Annotated in this window: 18 protein-coding genes; 2 read left to right on the forward strand and 16 right to left on the reverse strand. The window is 70.4% G+C overall.

Annotation, left to right across the window (positions count from 1 at the left end; genetic code table 11):
• Window position 1 precedes the first annotated feature (1 nt).
• Genes E0493_RS19665 through E0493_RS19690 form a run of 6 tightly spaced genes read right to left on the reverse strand, consistent with a single transcriptional unit; the run spans window position 2 to window position 4,268 of the window.
• A complete protein-coding gene (locus E0493_RS19665; RefSeq protein ID WP_160938964.1) occupies window positions 2–763 on the reverse strand; it encodes a flagellar biosynthetic protein FliR in 762 nt (253 codons plus the stop codon).
• 10 nt (window positions 764–773) lie between these two features.
• Complete coding sequence (gene flhA / locus E0493_RS19670; protein WP_160938965.1) at window positions 774–2,831, reverse strand: flagellar biosynthesis protein FlhA; 2,058 nt, start codon at window positions 2,829–2,831, stop codon at window positions 774–776.
• Between the two features lie 3 nt (window positions 2,832–2,834).
• The gene (locus tag E0493_RS19675; RefSeq protein WP_160938966.1) at window positions 2,835–3,098 is read right to left on the reverse strand and encodes a flagellar biosynthetic protein FliQ; all 264 of its coding nucleotides are present in this window, start codon (window positions 3,096–3,098) and stop codon (window positions 2,835–2,837) included.
• A 27-nt stretch (window positions 3,099–3,125) separates the two neighbouring features.
• Window positions 3,126–3,419, reverse strand: coding sequence for a flagellar hook-basal body complex protein FliE (locus tag E0493_RS19680; RefSeq protein WP_160938967.1), 294 nt, complete (start codon window positions 3,417–3,419; stop codon window positions 3,126–3,128).
• A gap of 4 nt (window positions 3,420–3,423) precedes the next feature.
• Window positions 3,424–3,864 (reverse strand): flagellar basal body rod protein FlgC, encoded by a 441-nt coding sequence (flgC, locus tag E0493_RS19685; RefSeq protein WP_160938968.1) that lies wholly within the window; start codon window positions 3,862–3,864, stop codon window positions 3,424–3,426.
• The gene (locus E0493_RS19690) at window positions 3,864–4,268 is read right to left on the reverse strand and encodes a flagellar basal body rod protein FlgB (protein WP_160938969.1); all 405 of its coding nucleotides are present in this window, start codon (window positions 4,266–4,268) and stop codon (window positions 3,864–3,866) included. The genes flgC and E0493_RS19690 overlap by 1 nt, the downstream gene beginning before the upstream one ends.
• 171 nt (window positions 4,269–4,439) lie before the next feature.
• Here E0493_RS19690 and E0493_RS19695 point away from each other — a divergent pair, with 171 nt between their 5' ends.
• A complete protein-coding gene (locus E0493_RS19695) occupies window positions 4,440–5,792 on the forward strand; it encodes a FliI/YscN family ATPase (protein WP_160938970.1) in 1,353 nt (450 codons plus the stop codon).
• 84 nt (window positions 5,793–5,876) lie between these two features.
• On the opposite strand, the gene E0493_RS19700 is transcribed toward E0493_RS19695, so the two are convergent.
• From E0493_RS19700 to E0493_RS19730, 7 genes are all read right to left on the reverse strand, one after another.
• The gene (locus E0493_RS19700) at window positions 5,877–7,052 is read right to left on the reverse strand and encodes a DUF1217 domain-containing protein (RefSeq protein WP_160938971.1); all 1,176 of its coding nucleotides are present in this window, start codon (window positions 7,050–7,052) and stop codon (window positions 5,877–5,879) included.
• Complete coding sequence (locus E0493_RS19705) at window positions 7,049–7,360, reverse strand: hypothetical protein (RefSeq protein WP_160938972.1); 312 nt, start codon at window positions 7,358–7,360, stop codon at window positions 7,049–7,051. The genes E0493_RS19700 and E0493_RS19705 overlap by 4 nt, the downstream gene beginning before the upstream one ends.
• Window positions 7,361–7,441: 81 nt before the next feature.
• Window positions 7,442–7,951: a flagellar biosynthesis repressor FlbT gene (locus E0493_RS19710; RefSeq protein ID WP_160938973.1), complete on the reverse strand. Its 510-nt coding sequence runs from the start codon at window positions 7,949–7,951 to the stop codon at window positions 7,442–7,444.
• Complete coding sequence (gene flaF / locus E0493_RS19715) at window positions 7,951–8,376, reverse strand: flagellar biosynthesis regulator FlaF (protein WP_160938974.1); 426 nt, start codon at window positions 8,374–8,376, stop codon at window positions 7,951–7,953. Before flaF ends, E0493_RS19710 begins: the two co-directional genes overlap by 1 nt.
• A gap of 143 nt (window positions 8,377–8,519) precedes the next feature.
• Entirely contained in the window at window positions 8,520–10,685 is a 2,166-nt protein-coding gene (locus tag E0493_RS19720) for a flagellin N-terminal helical domain-containing protein (RefSeq protein ID WP_160938975.1), read from the reverse strand.
• Between the two features lie 177 nt (window positions 10,686–10,862).
• On the reverse strand, window positions 10,863–11,231 hold the full coding sequence (locus tag E0493_RS19725; RefSeq protein ID WP_160938976.1) for a hypothetical protein: 369 nt from the start codon (window positions 11,229–11,231) through the stop codon (window positions 10,863–10,865).
• Window positions 11,228–11,491 (reverse strand): rod-binding protein, encoded by a 264-nt coding sequence (locus tag E0493_RS19730; RefSeq protein WP_160938977.1) that lies wholly within the window; start codon window positions 11,489–11,491, stop codon window positions 11,228–11,230. The genes E0493_RS19725 and E0493_RS19730 overlap by 4 nt, the downstream gene beginning before the upstream one ends.
• A 180-nt stretch (window positions 11,492–11,671) precedes the next feature.
• Between E0493_RS19730 and E0493_RS19735 the strand changes: the two genes are divergently transcribed.
• The gene (locus E0493_RS19735) at window positions 11,672–12,115 is read left to right on the forward strand and encodes a hypothetical protein (protein ID WP_160938978.1); all 444 of its coding nucleotides are present in this window, start codon (window positions 11,672–11,674) and stop codon (window positions 12,113–12,115) included.
• Between the two features lie 79 nt (window positions 12,116–12,194).
• Here E0493_RS19735 and E0493_RS19740 read toward each other — a convergent pair whose 3' ends face one another.
• The 3 genes from E0493_RS19740 to E0493_RS19750 all read right to left on the reverse strand — a co-directional run bounded on the left by E0493_RS19740 (window position 12,195) and on the right by E0493_RS19750 (window position 14,534).
• The gene (locus E0493_RS19740) at window positions 12,195–12,953 is read right to left on the reverse strand and encodes a bactofilin family protein (protein ID WP_160938979.1); all 759 of its coding nucleotides are present in this window, start codon (window positions 12,951–12,953) and stop codon (window positions 12,195–12,197) included.
• Between the two features lie 115 nt (window positions 12,954–13,068).
• A complete protein-coding gene (locus E0493_RS19745) occupies window positions 13,069–13,980 on the reverse strand; it encodes a hypothetical protein (RefSeq protein ID WP_160938980.1) in 912 nt (303 codons plus the stop codon).
• Window positions 13,981–14,210: 230 nt separating this feature from the next.
• Window positions 14,211–14,534, reverse strand: coding sequence for a methionyl-tRNA synthetase (locus E0493_RS19750; protein WP_160938981.1), 324 nt, complete (start codon window positions 14,532–14,534; stop codon window positions 14,211–14,213).
• Window positions 14,535–14,922: the final 388 nt, after the last annotated feature.

Here is a 14,922-nt window from a genome sequence, read left to right on the forward strand (position 1 = left end):
CTCAGCGCGGCAGCGTGAAGACGGCGCCATAGGCGCCCAGCACTTCGCTCACCAGCCCCGGCGCCGTGGCGCCGAGCAGGGAAAGCCCGGCCATCAGCAGGGCGGGCGCGCCGATCATGAAGACGGGCAGGGCCGGCATGGCCCGGTTGATCCCGGCCAGCACCACGTTGAACAGCATGGCCAGGAACAGGAAGGGCATGGCGAGCTGCATGGCCAGGCGGAAGGCGGTGGCCATGCCCTCGGTGGTCACCCGCGCCGCGGCGCCGGCGGGCAGCGGGCCGCCGAGCGGGACCAGCGTGTAGCTGTCCACCAGCGCGCGTAGGCCGGGATGGTGGCCATCCACCGCGAAGAGCGCGGCCAGGCAGGCGGCGTAGATGGCGGTGCCGATCACCGCCGAATTGTCCATGCCGATGCCGAAGACGAAGGCGTTGCTGATGCCCATGCTCTGGCCGATCAGCTGGCCCGCCGTCTGCACCGCCGAGAGCAGCAGCCGCGCCAGGGTGCCGAGCAGCGCCCCGGCCGCCACCTCGGTGCCGACCGCGGCGGCGGCGGCCCAGGCGGGGGGCGAGGGCAGGGCCGGCCCGGCCAGGGGGGCGATGCAGAAGGCCACCACCAGCCCGGCCAGGATGCGGATGCGCGCCGGCACCTGCGTCTCGCCCGTGCCCGGCAGCAGCAGCAGCGCCGCCGAGACCCGGCAGAACACCAGGAACAGCCGGTACAGCTCGGCCGAGAGCCAGCCGTCCAGGTTCAGCGCCGCCTGCATCGCCGCCCGCTCAGATCTGGCCGACGGTGCGCAGCTTGGCGCGCTGGTGCACCTCGGCATGGCTGATCACCGCGATGGTGGGGTTGATGCGCTCCACCAGGTGGCGCACGAAGGGGCGCGCCACGGCCGAGGTCAGCACCGCCGGCCAGTCGCCGCGGGCGGCGGCCTCGGCGATGCGCGCGCGGGTCGCGCTGACCAGCTCCTGCACCCTGGAGGGCGCCATGGCGAAGGAGCGCTGGTCGCCCTCCTCCAGGATGGCGCCGCCCACCTCCTGCTCCCATTCCGGCGAGAGCAGCAGGGCGGTGATGTAGCCGTCCTCCTGCGTCAGGCCGCGGCAGATCTGCAGGGACAGGCGCTGGCGCACATGCTCGGCCAGCAGCGAGACGTTGCGGGTGAAGCCCGCCGCCTCGTGCAGCGCCTCCAGGATCAGCGGCAGGTTGCGGATCGAGATGCGCTCGGCCAGCAGCGCCGCCAGCACCTTCTGCACCGTGGCCAGCGGCAGCACCGCCGGGATCAGGTCGCCGATCAGGCGCTGGTGCTCCTTTTCCAGCCCGTCCAGCAGCTTCTGCGTGGCGGCATAGGTCTGCAGCTGGGCCATGTAGCCCTTCAGCACCTCGGAAAGGTGGGTGGTCAGCACCGTCTCGATGTCCACCACCGTGAGGCCCTGCGCCATCGCCGTCTCGCGCAGCGCCGGCTCGATCCAGCGCGCCTTGATGTGGAAGGAGGGCTCCTGCGTGTCCACGCCGGGCACGGCGATCTCCTGCCCGCCGGGGGCGAAGGCCAGCAGGCGGCCGAGCATCAGCGTCTCGCGCGCCACCTCGACGCCCTGCACCTGGACTGAATACTCGCCCGAGCCGAGGTCCATGTTGTCCTTGATGCGCACGGCCGGCAGCACGAAGCCGAACTCCAGCCCGAAGGCGCGGCGCAGCTTCTTGATCTTCTCCGACAGCCCCCCCTGCCGCCCGGCGGTGAGCGAGACCAGGCCCATGCCCAGCTCCAGGCGGACATCGTCCACCCGGATCAGCTCGGCCATGGTTTCCTCGCGCGGCGGCGCCTCGGCCGGCGCGGCGTCGGCGTCCGTGGCGGCGCGCCTGGCGCCGCGGCTGGCCAGCCAGCCGGCGCCCGCCGCGGCGGCGCCCAGCGCCATGAAGGGGAGGAAGGGCAGGCCCGGCAGCACCGCGAAGAGCCCGGCGAGGCCGGCCGCCAGGTAGAGCGGCTTCGCCTGCGCGCCGAGCTGGCCGATCAGCGCCTTGTCGGTCGAGCCGCGCACATTGCCCTTGGAGACCAGCATGCCGGCGCCGATCGAGACGATCAGCCCGGGGATCTGCGAGACGATGCCGTCGCCGACGGCCAGGGTGACGTAGTTGGCGGCGGCATTGGCCAGCGACAGGTCGTGCCGCAGCGTGCCGACGACGATGCCGCCCAGCACGTTGACGACGGTGACGATGATGGAAGCGACGGCATCGCCGCGGACGAATTTCGAGGCGCCGTCCATGGCGCCGAAGAAGCCGTTCTCGTCCTCCAGCTCGCGGCGGCGGCGCTTCGCCTCGGCATCGTCGATCGAGCCGGCGGCGAGATCGGCGTCGATCGCCATCTGCTTGCCCGGCATGGCGTCCAGGCTGAAGCGCGCGGCGACCTCGGCGATGCGCCCGGCGCCCTTGGTGACGACGATGAAGTTGACGATGACCAGGATGGCGAAGACGATCACGCCGATCACGAAGTCGCCGCCCACCACGAAGGAGGCGAAGCCGTGAATGACGCTGCCGGCGGCATCCAGGCCGCGGTGCCCGTCGGCCAGGATCAGCCGCGTGGTGGCCAGGTTCAGCGCCAGGCGCAGCATGGTGGCGACCAGCAGCACCGTGGGAAAGGCGGAGAAGTCGAGCGGCCGCTCGATCCAGATGGCCACCATCAGGATCAGCACGGAGAGGGTGATCGAGGTGGCCAGGCCGAGATCGACCAGCCAGCTCGGCATCGGCAGCACCAGCACCGAGAGCAGCACCACCAGGCCGGCGGCGAAGAGCAGGTCCTGGTGGCCGAGGCCGGCGCGCAGCTTGCGAAGGAGTTCCATCGGCTAAAGCCCGACGATCAGCTGCGCGATCTCCTCCGTATAGGAGCGCAGCGCGGCAAAGCCGAAGGGCAGGGAAAGCATGGTGACGACCAGCGTCACCACGATCTTCGGCACGTAGGACAGGGTCACTTCCTGGATCTGCGTCAGCGTCTGCACCACCGAGACGGTGACGCCGGTCAGCAGCGCCGCCAGCAGCGGCGGCCCGGCCACCATCATGGTGGTGATGAAGCCGCTCCGCAGCACCTCGACCACATCGCCTTCATTCATCGCGGATTCTCCGGCGCGGCGGGCGGCTCAGACGGCCATGCGCAGCACGTCCATGTAGGCGCCGACGACCTTGTCGCGCAGCTGCGTCATGGTCTGCACGGTCAGCTCGGCATTGGCGGCGGCCTGCACCACCTCCTGCACGTCCGCCATGCCGGCGACGCCGCGCGCGGCGGTCACCTCGGCGGTGCGCAGCGTGGCCAGCGAGGCGCGGGCGGCATCGCCCACCATGGCGCCGAAGTCGCCGACGGAGGCGGCGCCGCCCGCGCCATAGGCGCGGACCGCGGCGGAGAGCGGGGGAATGGCGGCGATGGACTCGGGCATGCGGTCAGGACCTCAGGATGTCGAGTGTCTTGCTGTAGAGCGTGCGGGCCTGCTGCATCACCGAGATGGAGGCCTCGTAGCTGCGCGCGGCGGTGCGCATGTCGGCCTGCTCGATCAGCGGGTCGACGTTCGGCAGCTTCACGTAGCCGCGCTCGTCCGCCGCCGGATGGGCGGGGTCGTAGACCGTGCGGAAGCCGCGCGGGTCGCTGCGGACGTTGTCGAGCCGGACCAGCTCGGCGCCGGTGCCGCGATCGACCATCTGGCCGAAGGTGACGAGCTTGCGGCGGTAGGGGTCGCCGCCCGGCACGGCGGCGGTGGACTGCGCGTTGGCGATGTTCTCCGCCGCCACGCGCATGCGCGTCGCCTGCGTGCTCATGCCGGAGGCGGCGGTGGCCATGGCCTGGACCAGCGGCCCCGCGCCGCTGACGGGGGCGATGCGCAGCATCAGCGGCCTCCCGCCGCGGTGCGCAGCAGCGCCGAGCCGCGCTTGTAGACCAGCGTGGCGAGGTCATAGGCCTTCGCCACATCCGCCTGCTTCACCATCTGCTCCTCCAGGTTGACGGTGTTGCCGTCCGGGTCCTCGCTGTAGGAGCGGGCACGGCCGGCGGTGACGTCGGCGGCGCCGGACGGAAGGCCGAGATGGCCCGGGCGCGTCGCCGACAGGCGCAGCGACGGCAGGCCGGGCTGCTGGCGCAGCAGGGTGCTGTCGAAGCTGAACGGCTTCACGTCGCGCGCGCGGTAGTGCGGCGTGTCCGCATTGGCGATGTTCTGCGAAAGCACATTCTGCCGCTCCGCCAGCTGGCGCATGCGCGCGCCGGTGATGCGGAAGACGTCGATGCCGTCGAGCATGGGATTTCGGTGCCCCTCTGGCTGTGCTGCCGCAGCAATAGCCTTCCCCGCGCCTGATGTCGATATTTTTCGCATAGCATTCCGGATGCGGACGCGGGAGAATGCCCTTGCCGGGAAAGGGCTTGACCCGGAACGAGCAACCGTACCGCCATCAGGAGGAAAAATTTTCGCATGACCTCTTCTTGCCTTTCCTCCGCGGCTCCGCCGCGCGGCGACCTGGCCGCGCAACTCGGCCGCCTGCCACGCTGGCAGCGCTTCGGCACGCTGGCCAGCGTGCGCGGCGCGGCGCTCGCGGTCAGCGGGCTGGGCGAGGGCGTCTCGATCGGCGACCGCATGCGGGTGCAGCGCCCGGGGCGGGCGTCACCCGTGTTCGGCGAATTCGTCGCCTTCACCGCCGAGGCCGCGCTGGGCATGCCGGAGGGCGGCACCGAGGGGCTGCGCCCCGGCGGCCGGGTCTGGCTGGAACCGCCGCTGATGCTGCATCCGAGCGAGGCCTGGATGGGGCGGGTGATCGACAGCACGGGCCAGCCGCTGGACGGCCTGGGCCCGCTGCCGCAGGGGCAGCGCGGCGTGCCGCTGCGCCGGCCGGCGCCGGATGCGATGCGCCGCCGCATGGTCGGTGCCAAGCTGCAGACCGGCCTGCGCGCGCTCGACGTCTTCACCCCGATCTGCCGCGGCCAGCGCCTCGGCATCTTCGCCGCCTCCGGCGTCGGCAAGTCCACCCTGATGGGCATGCTGGCGCGCGGCGTCGAGGCCGATGTCATCGTGGTCGGGCTGATCGGCGAGCGCGGCCGCGAGGTGCGCGAGTTCCTCGACCACACGCTGGGGGAGGCAGGGCGGCGGCGCACCGTGGTGGTGGTCTCCACCTCCGACCAGCCGGCGCTGTCGCGCCGCCGCGCGGCGCAGGCGACCCTCGCCGTGGCCGAGCATTTCCGCGCCGAGGGCAAGCAGGTCTTCCTGCTGCTGGATTCCGTCACCCGCCTGGCGCATGCCCAGCGCGAGGTGGGCCTCGCGGCCGGCGAGCCGGCCACGGCACGCTCCTACACGCCCTCCGTCTTCACCGAGCTGCCGGCCCTGCTGGAGCGCGCCGGCCCGGGGCCGGAAGGGGAGGGCGACATCACCGCCATCTTCACCGTGCTGGTGGACGGCGACGACCACGACGAGCCGATCGCCGATGCGGTGCGCGGCATCCTGGACGGCCATGTCGTGCTCGACCGCCGCATCGGCGAACGCGGGCGCTGGCCGGCGATCGACATCCTGCGCTCGGTCAGCCGTGCCCTGCCGCGCTGTCATGACGCCGCGCAGAACGCCTTGCTGGCCGAAGCGCGGCGGCACCTCGCCAGCTATGCCGACATGGCGGAGATGATCCGGCTGGGCGCCTACCGCGGCGGCAGCGACCCGCAGGTGGACACGGCGATCCGGCTGCAGCCGGCGCTGGAGGGCTTCCTCAACCAGGGGCTGGAGGAGCGCAGCGCCGCGCCGGACGCCTTCGCCCAGCTCGGGCAGATCCTGCGGGCCGGCTGAGGCCGGCGCCACCCGGGGCGGCCGGCCGCGCGCCCCGGGGAAGGCCTCGGGGAAGGCCTCGGGGAAGGCCCCGGGAAGGCCCGGTCAGCGGCCGCTCAGGATGGAGAATATGGCCGCACCGCTGGCGCCGGAGACGCTGTCCTGCCCCCAGCTCACGGGCTGCACCAGCGACACGACGCCCGAACTGCTGCTCAGTGCCCGGGCCTCCGCCACGCTGGTCTGCGCCACATAGCGGTCGAGCAGCCTGGAGAGCTTCGCCGGATCCTTGAAGTCCGAGAGCGGCATGCGGCTCTCCAGGATCTGCTTCTGCCGGTCCACGTCGAGCCGGCCGAAGCTGTCCGGCAACCCCAGGGTCGACTGCACCACCTCGGCCAGGTTGCGGTCGGCGATGATGCTGTACCAGCTGGTGATCTGCGGCAGGCTGCGCTTGGCGTAGATCGCCTTGCGCAAGGTCCCGGAGGTGTCGCCGAGGGATTCCTCAAAGCGCGCCTGGGTGTAGCGCTGGACGATCTGCTCGATGAAATCCGGCTTGGCCACGTTGGGGCCGCCCTGGGCGGCGCTGCCCGGGGTGCCGCGGGTGCTCTCGATCACCGTCGCGGCGGCGCGGCTGCCGCTGGCCGGCACGAAGCCCAACGCGGGGGTCTGCGCGCGCGCCTTCGCGTCGGTGAAGACCAGTTCGGGCCCGGCGGCCACGACGCGGATGTCGCCGTTGCCGCCGTCGGCGGCGCGAAAGGCGGCCTGCAGGCGCTCGGCGAGCTGGGAATAGCTCTGCACGTCGCGCAGCGGAAGATCCTTCACGGCGATGCCGCCGAAGCTGCCGCTGAACGTGGCGAAGCCCGCACCGGCGCGCAGCCCCTCGACCATCACCCGGGCGGTGCTCGGCACCGCCGGGACTTCCGGCACCGCCAGGCCACCATAGTTGAAATCGCTGGCGATCTGCCGGTAGCGGCTGTCCGTCATGCGGTAGGCGACCGAGCCGGTATCGGTGACGTCGCTGTCGAGCACCTTGCCCATCAGGGCGTTCATGCCGACCTGCGCATCCAGCCCATAGGCCTTGAGAACCATCTCCTGCAGGCGCCGGTCGGCGAGCAGCTCCTTCGAGCTCAGCTTGGACGGCAGCTTCTCGCGCAGATAGCCGACGTCGCGCTGCAGGATCGGGTCCTTGCTGAAGGCCTTGAAGTCGGCCGGCGTCTTGTTCTGCAGCAGCTTCCAGCCGGCCATGCCGGTCGGCAGCCCGACGCCGACAAGGCTGATGCTCATGCTTCGGTCGAGACGCCGGGCGCGCCCGCCGCCGCGTCCTCGCTCGGCTCGTAGCCGGCGGGCAAGCGCATCAGCACGCGGTTGGTCACCGGGTCGCGCAGTTCGGAGTAAAGCCGCATGGTCTCGCCATCCAGGCGCACGTCAAAGGTCGGCCCGGCGGGAACAACCTGCTTCTGCCGCTCCGCGGTCTGCACCCCGGCGGGGCTGGCCGGCGCCCTGGGGTCCTCCGCCTCGGAGCGCCCAGCGGACACGGCAGGCGCCTCGGGACCGCCATGGCGCGGCTTCAGCGCCGGAGTGGGATCGATCATCGCCGGTGTTCCTTGCCTTTCGCACAGCCCGATGGGCGCATCGGATGCGATCCGTTTCTAGCGCAGACCGAGGGGCCCGCGTCAGCCTGAGTGTGCCTCACTCCCGCTGGCGGGCAGGCGCAGCGTGCTGCTGCGCATCGGCACGGCCTCGCTGGCCTCCGCTCGCGCCGCAGGCATGTTGCGCCGGAAGCGCGGCGGCGGCTCCATGTCGAGCAGCGCGGATTCGTACAGCACCAGGTCGCGCAGCGCCGAAAGGGCGCGGTAGGTGTTGCCCTCGCGCATGTGCTGCTCCGCCTCGTCGAGCTGCTGCACGTGCTCGCGCTTGATGAAGACGGTGCGCAGCCGCGCCATGTGCTCGTGAAAGGCTTCCATCGAGCCCAGCGCCGGCTGCGCGTTCAGCAGCACGTTCTGCGCGGCGAAATAGGCGCGGCGCACCGGGGTGGTGGCGTCCTCCGGCAGCATCACGTCCTTTTCGCGGACGATCTGCGCCCGGGTTTCCACCATCAGGTAGGCCCGGCGGTCGCCGTTGGTGACAACGGCACCGTTGATGAACAGGCGCTCGCCGGGAGCGAGCTTCAGGATCAGGGACATCAGCTGGCTTCCGGCTGCGCCGCGGCGCCGGGCTTCAGGCCGGCCATCACAGCGCGGTTGACGTCGATCAGCGCCTGCAACGGCTTGTTCTCGCGGATCACCCGGTCGCTCTCGGCGAAGATCCAGCGGGCCAGGGAGAGCAGGCGGGCCTTGGCCGCCACTTCCCAGCCATTCTCCGGCGTCGCGAGATCGGCCGCGAAGGCGGTCCAGACCATGCGGTTCTCGTGGATGGCGGTGGGCAGCTCGGCGGGGCCGGCGGTCGGGAAGCTGGCGCTTTCCAGCAGCGCGGTGGCCCGGGCCAGCACGCGGTACTCGATCTCGCGCGGGTCTTCGGTGCCGCGGATGACGGAGCTGTAGGCGGCGGCGATGCCGCGCGGCCGCATGACGGGCGCGGGCAAGGGGGAGTCCTGGACGACGCTCAGCATCGGATTCTTCCTCAGTCACGCCGGGGCCGAGATGCGGCCGGGCGCGGGTGCCTTGGGCAATGCTTCGGAAAGCGGCCCCGGCCGCGCGGCCGGGACCTGCCTTCCGGAACGGGGGCGCGGCACCGGCCGCGCCCCCATCGGGATCAGCCGCGGAACAGCGACAGGATGCTCTGCGGCGCCTGGTTGGCGATCGAGAGCGCCTGGGTGCCGAGCTGCTCCTGCACCTGCAGGGCCTGCAGGCGGGCGGCCTCCTCGGACATGTCGGCATCCACCAGGGCGCCGACGCCGCTGGTCAGGGTGTCGACCAGCTTGTCCATGAAGTCCTTCTGCAGGTCGATGCGGGTCTGCGCGGCACCGAAGGCCGCACCGGCGGCGAGCACCGCGGACTCGATCGTCTTCAGGCGGCCGAGCAGCTCCTTGTAGTCGGTGCTGGTGGTGGGGGTCTTCTTGTCTGCCGCCACCGCGGTTTCGTCATGCGTCTGCACAGAGATCGCGGAAGCCGCAGTATACTCAACGCCCGTGTTCGCGGTGTTGGAACCCGCAACGGAAAGAACCTCGCTGCCGGATGCACCCTTTACCGAAGCGACCGTGCTGCCCGCCTCCGCATTGATTGCATTGGCCAGCTTGGTCATGACGTCGGCATGCGTCTCACCAGCCTCGACAGTCACCTTGGCGACCTTGTCCGCCCCATTCAGCTTGAAGGAGAAGGAAACAACGTCGTTCACCGCGTTGGTGGTGTTGAAGTCAAAATTCTGCCGGTTCAGGTTACCGGTAAGCGTCGTCGCATCGGTATTGGTAGGCGCGGTGCCCGACACGGTGAAGCCGCCGCTTGCGGTAATATCAGCCGCAAGTCCACCCATCGTCAGCAGCACACCGCCGGCGGACTTCGAGGTGTCGATGGTCAGCACACCGGAGGACACGGTGGCCACCGCGCCATTCGCCAAAGTGTTCAGCTGCGAGGCGAGGTTTCCGAGGGCCGCATCGGCAGTAACACCTGCCGCAAGTGGCCCCGTGGTCAGCGTCTGCGTGCTTCCATTCAGCGTCACGCTCAGGCTCAGAGTGTCGTTGGCAGAAGCGGTGCCAGTAACAGCCGAGTAGACGTACAGCCCGTTCAAAGAAGGCGTGCCAGTACCAGCCGTGCTGTTCACCTTAGAGAGAGCAGTTGCTCCGTCGAACTCGATTGCACTCCCGCCGAGCGCAGCGTCGACCACCAACTTGCCAGTGTTCGGATCAACCGAGGCAACCTCATTACCGGTTCCGGCAGCGTAGTTGATCGCGTTTTTCAGCCCGGTCAGCACGTCCGACCGGGACTCGCCTGTCAGCGCCGTGTAGGTGGCAACCTTGTCCTGCCCATCAACCTTGAAGTTGAAGGAGTAAACGTCGCCAGCGGCCGGGGCAGCGGTCAGGCCGTAGGAATACTTCGGCGCCGGGGGAGCGTTGTTGGTCGCCGCGCCCAGCGTCAGGGAGCCGGACACCTTGGCCAGCGCCGTCTCGCCGTCAAAGGTCACCACATCGGTGGCCATCTCGGCGTTCACCACCAGCTTGCCGTTGACGTCGATGTCGGCAAAGGCGTTGCCCGCACCGGCCTGCGCGTTGATGGCGTCCTTCAGGCCGGTCATCAGGTCGGAGGCGGAGGTCGTGGCGGCGGTGAAGCTGGCCAGCTTCTCGACGCCGTTCAGCTTGAAGGTGAAGCTCACCTTGTCGCTCACCGCGACGCCGGTGGCCGGCGCGTAGCTGTAGCTGTCCTTCGCGCGGTCCACCGTCAGGCGGCTGAGGCCTTCCAGCGCGCCGCCGGCCTCCATCGTCAGGTTCTGCGAGGCGATGCTGATGTAGGCGGGGTTGAGCTTGTCGCCATCGGCGTTGACCGAGGCCAGGACCTGCGTGTTGCCGCTCTTGCTGTTGTTGATCAGGTTCACGCCCTTGTAGGACGAGCTGCCGATGATGCCTTCGATCTGGCCGACATACTCGTCGATGGTGGCCTGAACCGTCGCCGCGTTCTTCACGCCGTCCTGAACGGAGGTGACCTGCTCGCGGATCTTGGAGATCAGGCTGGCGATCTGCTCGGTGCCCGTCGAGGCGGTCTTCACCACGCCGGAGGAGACCGAAAGATTCTCGCTGACCTGCTTGAAGTTGGCGATGTCGCCGCGCATCGAGGTCGCGACCGCCCAGGTCGCCGCGTTGTCCTTCGCCGTGCCCACCTTGAGGCCGGTGGAGATGCGGTTCTGCGTGTCGAGCAGGTTCTTCTGGGTCGCCTTCAGCGACTGCAGCGCCGTCATCGCGCCGTTATTGGTGAGGATCGAGCTGACCATAATTGCGCCCTTCAAGGGTTCCGGTTCTGGGGAGCGCCTTCTGACGCGGATCTCGCTGCGCAGGGCCCAGGGTCGGTCCGACTGCGGCAAGGATTTCTAGCGTCGCGGCAAAATTTTTCGCAAGCCGGTCGGTGCCTCAACCGCGCCGAGGGGAACACCGCAGGCCGCATCAGCGTCTCACGCCTGCTGGTCGAGGCTGGCCGCCAGGGTGTGGCGCAGCGGCCGCCGGCGTGCGGCGGCGGGGCCATAGACGCCAGGGTCCGCCGCCTCCGAGACGTCGCGCCGCAGCCGGTCGCGCACGCCCTCCAACGCCCCCGCCACGGCGCCCAGCGCCAGCGCATTCTCCTCCGCCGCGCGCATCATGGCGGCAAGGGCCTGCCGCTCGGCCTCGCTCCGCGGCATGCCGGCCGCGGCAAGATCGGAGAGCGCCACGCGCTTCTCCCCGATCAGCTGCACCAGTTCGGGCAACATCGCCTGGCGTGCCGCCGCCGCCTCCTGCAGCAGCACCATCCGCAGCCGGTTGGCGGCGTCCAGCAGCGCGCTCATCGCGGCGCTCCCGCGGCGCGCCCGGCAATCGCCTTTTCCAGCATCGGCGCCAGGCCAAGGCCACCACGGGCCACCATGGCGGCGCCCAGCGCCTCATCCATGAAACTGTCGAAGGCGTCGCCGCCGGCACCGCGGCCGGCGAGGCCGCCAGCCTTCTGCTGCGGACGCGCCGCGCGCAGCAGCTCGGCCGCAAAGCTCGTCTCCAGCTGCCGCGCCAGCTTCCGCGCCTGTGGCGGGGGGGAAAGGGTTACGGGCTCCATCGGGTCCGGCCTCCTGCCTGGGGCAGCATGATTTCGCTGCGTCCCGCCCCGATCTTAGCGAGCCATCAGCAAATTTTCGCATAACGTCGCGCATTGAACCGGCCTCGAGAAGCGATGGCTCCTTGCGTCTCCAGAAGGAGCAGACCCAGCCGCGAAATGCGGAAATGAGGAACCGACGCCGTGGGCGAGGAAGAAGGTCTGTTGATGGAGTCCGGGCCGAGGCGGCGCCACCAGATTCGCAGGCGTGCGCTGGCAGTCGAGCTGCGCGGCGAATTTGATCGCCGCCTGCTGTCCGGAGAGGATGTGAATAGCCTGGCGCGCGCTTTCGGCATCGAGCCCTGGTACGCCCAGCGCCGCGCCAAGCGCGTGCTGAGCCGCGCCAGCCAGGGCAGCGAGCAGTCGCCGTTCATCGGCGGCGCCAAGGAGGCGGACGAGGACATGACGCCGCTGCAGTATGCCTGCGGGTTGCTGGGCAGCCGCGTGCGGCCGCTGCGCAACGGCTATTATGTGCTGGACGGCTTCCAGGCCGGGCCGAAGGAAGTGGCGCGCGCGGCCAACCGGCTGCTGCGGGAGCGCGGTCTGGCGGAGATCCCCTATCCCGGGCTGACCCCGCTGTACCGCTGAACCGCCCGGCGGCGAAAAAGCCAAAGGCGTCCGGGGCATCGCCACGGCGCCTTTGGCCTCGCCCAAAGCCGCAACGACCTCAGGCGGCGAGCGTGTCGCGCAGGATCGCCTCGGGCGTGTCGCGCAGCTCGGCTTCCAGCTCGACCAGTTCCTGGATGCCGTCCTGCGCCAGATCGGTCACCGCGCCCGCGGCGGCCTGGGTGGCCTGCGCGAGTTCCTGCAGGGCGGCTTCGGCTTCCGCCACCAGCGCCGCCGTGCTGGCGGCCGCGGCCGCCAGCAGCGCCGGATCCGGCATGTCGGGCGTGGCCTCCGGCTGCGGCGTGACCGCCCGGGCGGCCGGCGGCTCCGGGTCGCGCTGCCGATGCAGGCCCCGCACCCGCGCGCCGCGCTCGATGCTGATCTCGTCATAAACCAGCTCAGCATCCAGCGCAGCGGTGCGGACCACCTCCACCTCGCGGGCCGTCACGCTGCCGCGCAGCGTGCCGCAGATACGCGCGCGCTCGACATGCACGGTGCCCTCGACCAGCCCGCCCGGCTCCAGCAGCAGCAGAGGCGCGTGCAGCGTGCCGCGCAGCACGCCCTCGACACGCACCACGCCACGGCTGCGCAGCACGCCTTCCATCTCGCTGTCGGCCGCCACCAGCATCACCGCAGCCTCGGCGCGCGCATCAGGGCCGCCTTTCGCGCGCTCGATGCGCGGCTCCAGCCGCTCCACCGGGCTGCGCATGCCGCCGAGGGGCAGCGGCTCCGCCTGTTCGCCGAACGGCTCGGCCGCAAGGTCGATGCGCTCGTAGGTGATGCGCGGCTCTCCACCGCTGGGCTTTCCGAAGAGGCTCATCTGCAATCCCGTTCTAGGAGGCCCGGCGCAGGTGGGCTGCACCGTCACGTCCTTCTACTTTTTTCGCAGACCGTACGCAAACTTTTTCGCACAGTGTATGGCGACAAAACACCCCTCACCGTCGCGCCTCCAGCGCGCCGGCAAGAACAAGGATCTCATCCAGGTGCTGCCCCTGGTTGAGGGCAGCCACCAAGGCCGTCAGCTGCAGCGCGTCCGCCTGCAACCCCGGGCGCCGCAGGCGGCTGCCAAGCTCCCGCATTCCGGCGGCAACAACCCCCGCCTCCCGCAGCCCGGGCAGCAGGGGCGCTTCCGGAGATGCGGCGGGGTCGGGGAGCAGGTCGGCCGGCGGCGTCAGCACCGGCCCGCCCGGCAGGTGCAGGCGTCCCGCCCGGATATCCGCATGTCCGCAGCAGGCGGCGAGCAGCGCGGCCACGGGCGCGCCGGTGGTCAGCACCAGGGCGACCAGGCGGCCCCAGGCCTCGCTCATCTGCCCGGCCCAGCCGATGGCCTGGGCGCAGCTTGCCTCGTCCAGGACGCAGAACCCGTCCGGCGCGATCTCGCCAAAGGGATCGTCCAGCGCCGGCAGATGGAAGTCGCGGAACTGCTCCAGCGCCGCCGCCAGCGCGGCCTGCTCGGCCAGCGCGGCGCCGGGACTTGGCAGGGCGGCCCGGCGCCGGCCGCGCAGGGCCGCCAGATCCTCGGGCGACAGAACGGCGAGGGGAAGCGCGCAATCCGGCTCCTCCAGCAGCGGCATCAGGCGCTGCAGCGGCGCGACCTGCGTGCCGCCCTCGGCGCGCGGCAAGGTGCCCTGGTCGATCGCCCAGCGGCGCAGCGCCTCGCCGGCGGTTCCGAGAAAGCGCTTGCTGCTGATGCGGATGGTGCACTGACGGGCCGCCAGGCCGGCTCGCCCCGCCCAATCCTCCGCCGCGGCGCGGTCGGGAAAGCCGTCACGGCCAAAGCCCGTGGCGCCTTGACCCACCAGGACCTGCCAGCCTCCATCCTGTCCCGGACGCACGCGCGTCAGCATGGCGCAACCTCACATTACCGCGAGCAGAAGACCGGTCCGGATGCGCCAAGGCAAGAGGCTTATGCGATCAGCACCGCAAAACACGGCCGAGCCCCAGCAGGAGGCGCGCAGATCGTCAATCTGTAGTATTTCGCATAACCATGATCGCCAACGCACAGCACCGCCGGCGTTATGCAAACAGGCTGGAAGGCCGCCGCGCCCGTCAGGACGGGCGCGGCCGGGCCATGCCGTCAGGCGGCGACCAGCGGCTCGTCCGCCATCTCCACGCCGGCAGCGGGCAAAGTGGCCGCCGGCACGGTGATCGCGGGCGCCGTGCGCAGCAGCGCGGCGAGATCCTCCGGCAGGCGGCCCTCGATCACAATGGTCGCGCCGTCGATCTCGACCACCGAGCCGGAAAGCAGGCGCGTCTCCATCTCCACGCCGCGCGGTGCGGGCTCGACCAGGCGCAGCGCCTCGCGCGCGCGGGCCAGTGCCGCGCCGCGCAGGGCTTCAAGCACCTCCGCCCGGCTCAGGCGAATGGTGTGGTTGACAAAGAAGGGGGCGGATCCGGTCATCGGGAGGGATTCTCCTTCCTGCGGGAACGGGAAAATGGGGCGCGGGGCGCGCACGGGGCCTGCCTTGCGCGCGATGCATTTTTCGCCACAAAGCTTGTGATGTTTAGCAAAGCCGGAGCCGCCTCGCCATTCCGGGGTTTGAGAACATGGTGAAGGATTCCTTTCGGCGCCCGCCGATACGAGTGGGTTACCCCTTGATCTTGCTGCCTCGTCCAGGAGCGGCGCCGCCAAGGTGCGAAAATCACTTACGCGGGAAACTTCTCGCGGCGAGGATTTTTGCATCTAGATTAAAGAGCGAAAAAATTCTAAACGGGCAGCAGGCTGCCGGTGACCATCAGGCGAACATCCACCAGCCGGCCCCGCCCAGGGGCCTGACCGGACAAGTGTA

Origin of the sequence: Teichococcus coralli, assembly GCF_009829925.1 — a bacterium.
GTDB classification, from domain to species: domain Bacteria; phylum Pseudomonadota; class Alphaproteobacteria; order Acetobacterales; family Acetobacteraceae; genus Pseudoroseomonas; species Pseudoroseomonas coralli.

What these genes read in the sequence shown, in the direction of transcription:
- E0493_RS19690 (WP_160938969.1), bottom strand. Translation starts at nt 4,268, where the DNA reads ATGCTCGACGGCATCGACGTCTTCCGCATCACCGGCGCGCGCATGCGC.
- E0493_RS19680 (WP_160938967.1), bottom strand. Translation starts at nt 3,419, where the DNA reads ATGCCCGAGTCCATCGCCGCCATTCCCCCGCTCTCCGCCGCGGTCCGC.
- flgC (WP_160938968.1), bottom strand. Translation starts at nt 3,864, where the DNA reads ATGCTGCGCATCGCCCCCGTCAGCGGCGCGGGGCCGCTGGTCCAGGCC.
- E0493_RS19675 (WP_160938966.1), bottom strand. Translation starts at nt 3,098, where the DNA reads ATGAATGAAGGCGATGTGGTCGAGGTGCTGCGGAGCGGCTTCATCACC.
- E0493_RS19705 (WP_160938972.1), bottom strand. Translation starts at nt 7,360, where the DNA reads ATGATCGATCCCACTCCGGCGCTGAAGCCGCGCCATGGCGGTCCCGAG.
- E0493_RS19720 (WP_160938975.1), bottom strand. Translation starts at nt 10,685, where the DNA reads ATGGTCAGCTCGATCCTCACCAATAACGGCGCGATGACGGCGCTGCAG.
- E0493_RS19700 (WP_160938971.1), bottom strand. Translation starts at nt 7,052, where the DNA reads ATGAGCATCAGCCTTGTCGGCGTCGGGCTGCCGACCGGCATGGCCGGC.
- E0493_RS19730 (WP_160938977.1), bottom strand. Translation starts at nt 11,491, where the DNA reads ATGGAGCCCGTAACCCTTTCCCCCCCGCCACAGGCGCGGAAGCTGGCG.
- E0493_RS19740 (WP_160938979.1), bottom strand. Translation starts at nt 12,953, where the DNA reads ATGAGCCTCTTCGGAAAGCCCAGCGGTGGAGAGCCGCGCATCACCTAC.
- E0493_RS19710 (WP_160938973.1), bottom strand. Translation starts at nt 7,951, where the DNA reads ATGTCCCTGATCCTGAAGCTCGCTCCCGGCGAGCGCCTGTTCATCAAC.
- E0493_RS19695 (WP_160938970.1), top strand. Translation starts at nt 4,440, where the DNA reads ATGACCTCTTCTTGCCTTTCCTCCGCGGCTCCGCCGCGCGGCGACCTG.
- flhA (WP_160938965.1), bottom strand. Translation starts at nt 2,831, where the DNA reads ATGGAACTCCTTCGCAAGCTGCGCGCCGGCCTCGGCCACCAGGACCTG.
- E0493_RS19745 (WP_160938980.1), bottom strand. Translation starts at nt 13,980, where the DNA reads ATGCTGACGCGCGTGCGTCCGGGACAGGATGGAGGCTGGCAGGTCCTG.
- E0493_RS19725 (WP_160938976.1), bottom strand. Translation starts at nt 11,231, where the DNA reads ATGAGCGCGCTGCTGGACGCCGCCAACCGGCTGCGGATGGTGCTGCTG.
- E0493_RS19750 (WP_160938981.1), bottom strand. Translation starts at nt 14,534, where the DNA reads ATGACCGGATCCGCCCCCTTCTTTGTCAACCACACCATTCGCCTGAGC.
- E0493_RS19665 (WP_160938964.1), bottom strand. Translation starts at nt 763, where the DNA reads ATGCAGGCGGCGCTGAACCTGGACGGCTGGCTCTCGGCCGAGCTGTAC.
- flaF (WP_160938974.1), bottom strand. Translation starts at nt 8,376, where the DNA reads ATGCTGAGCGTCGTCCAGGACTCCCCCTTGCCCGCGCCCGTCATGCGG.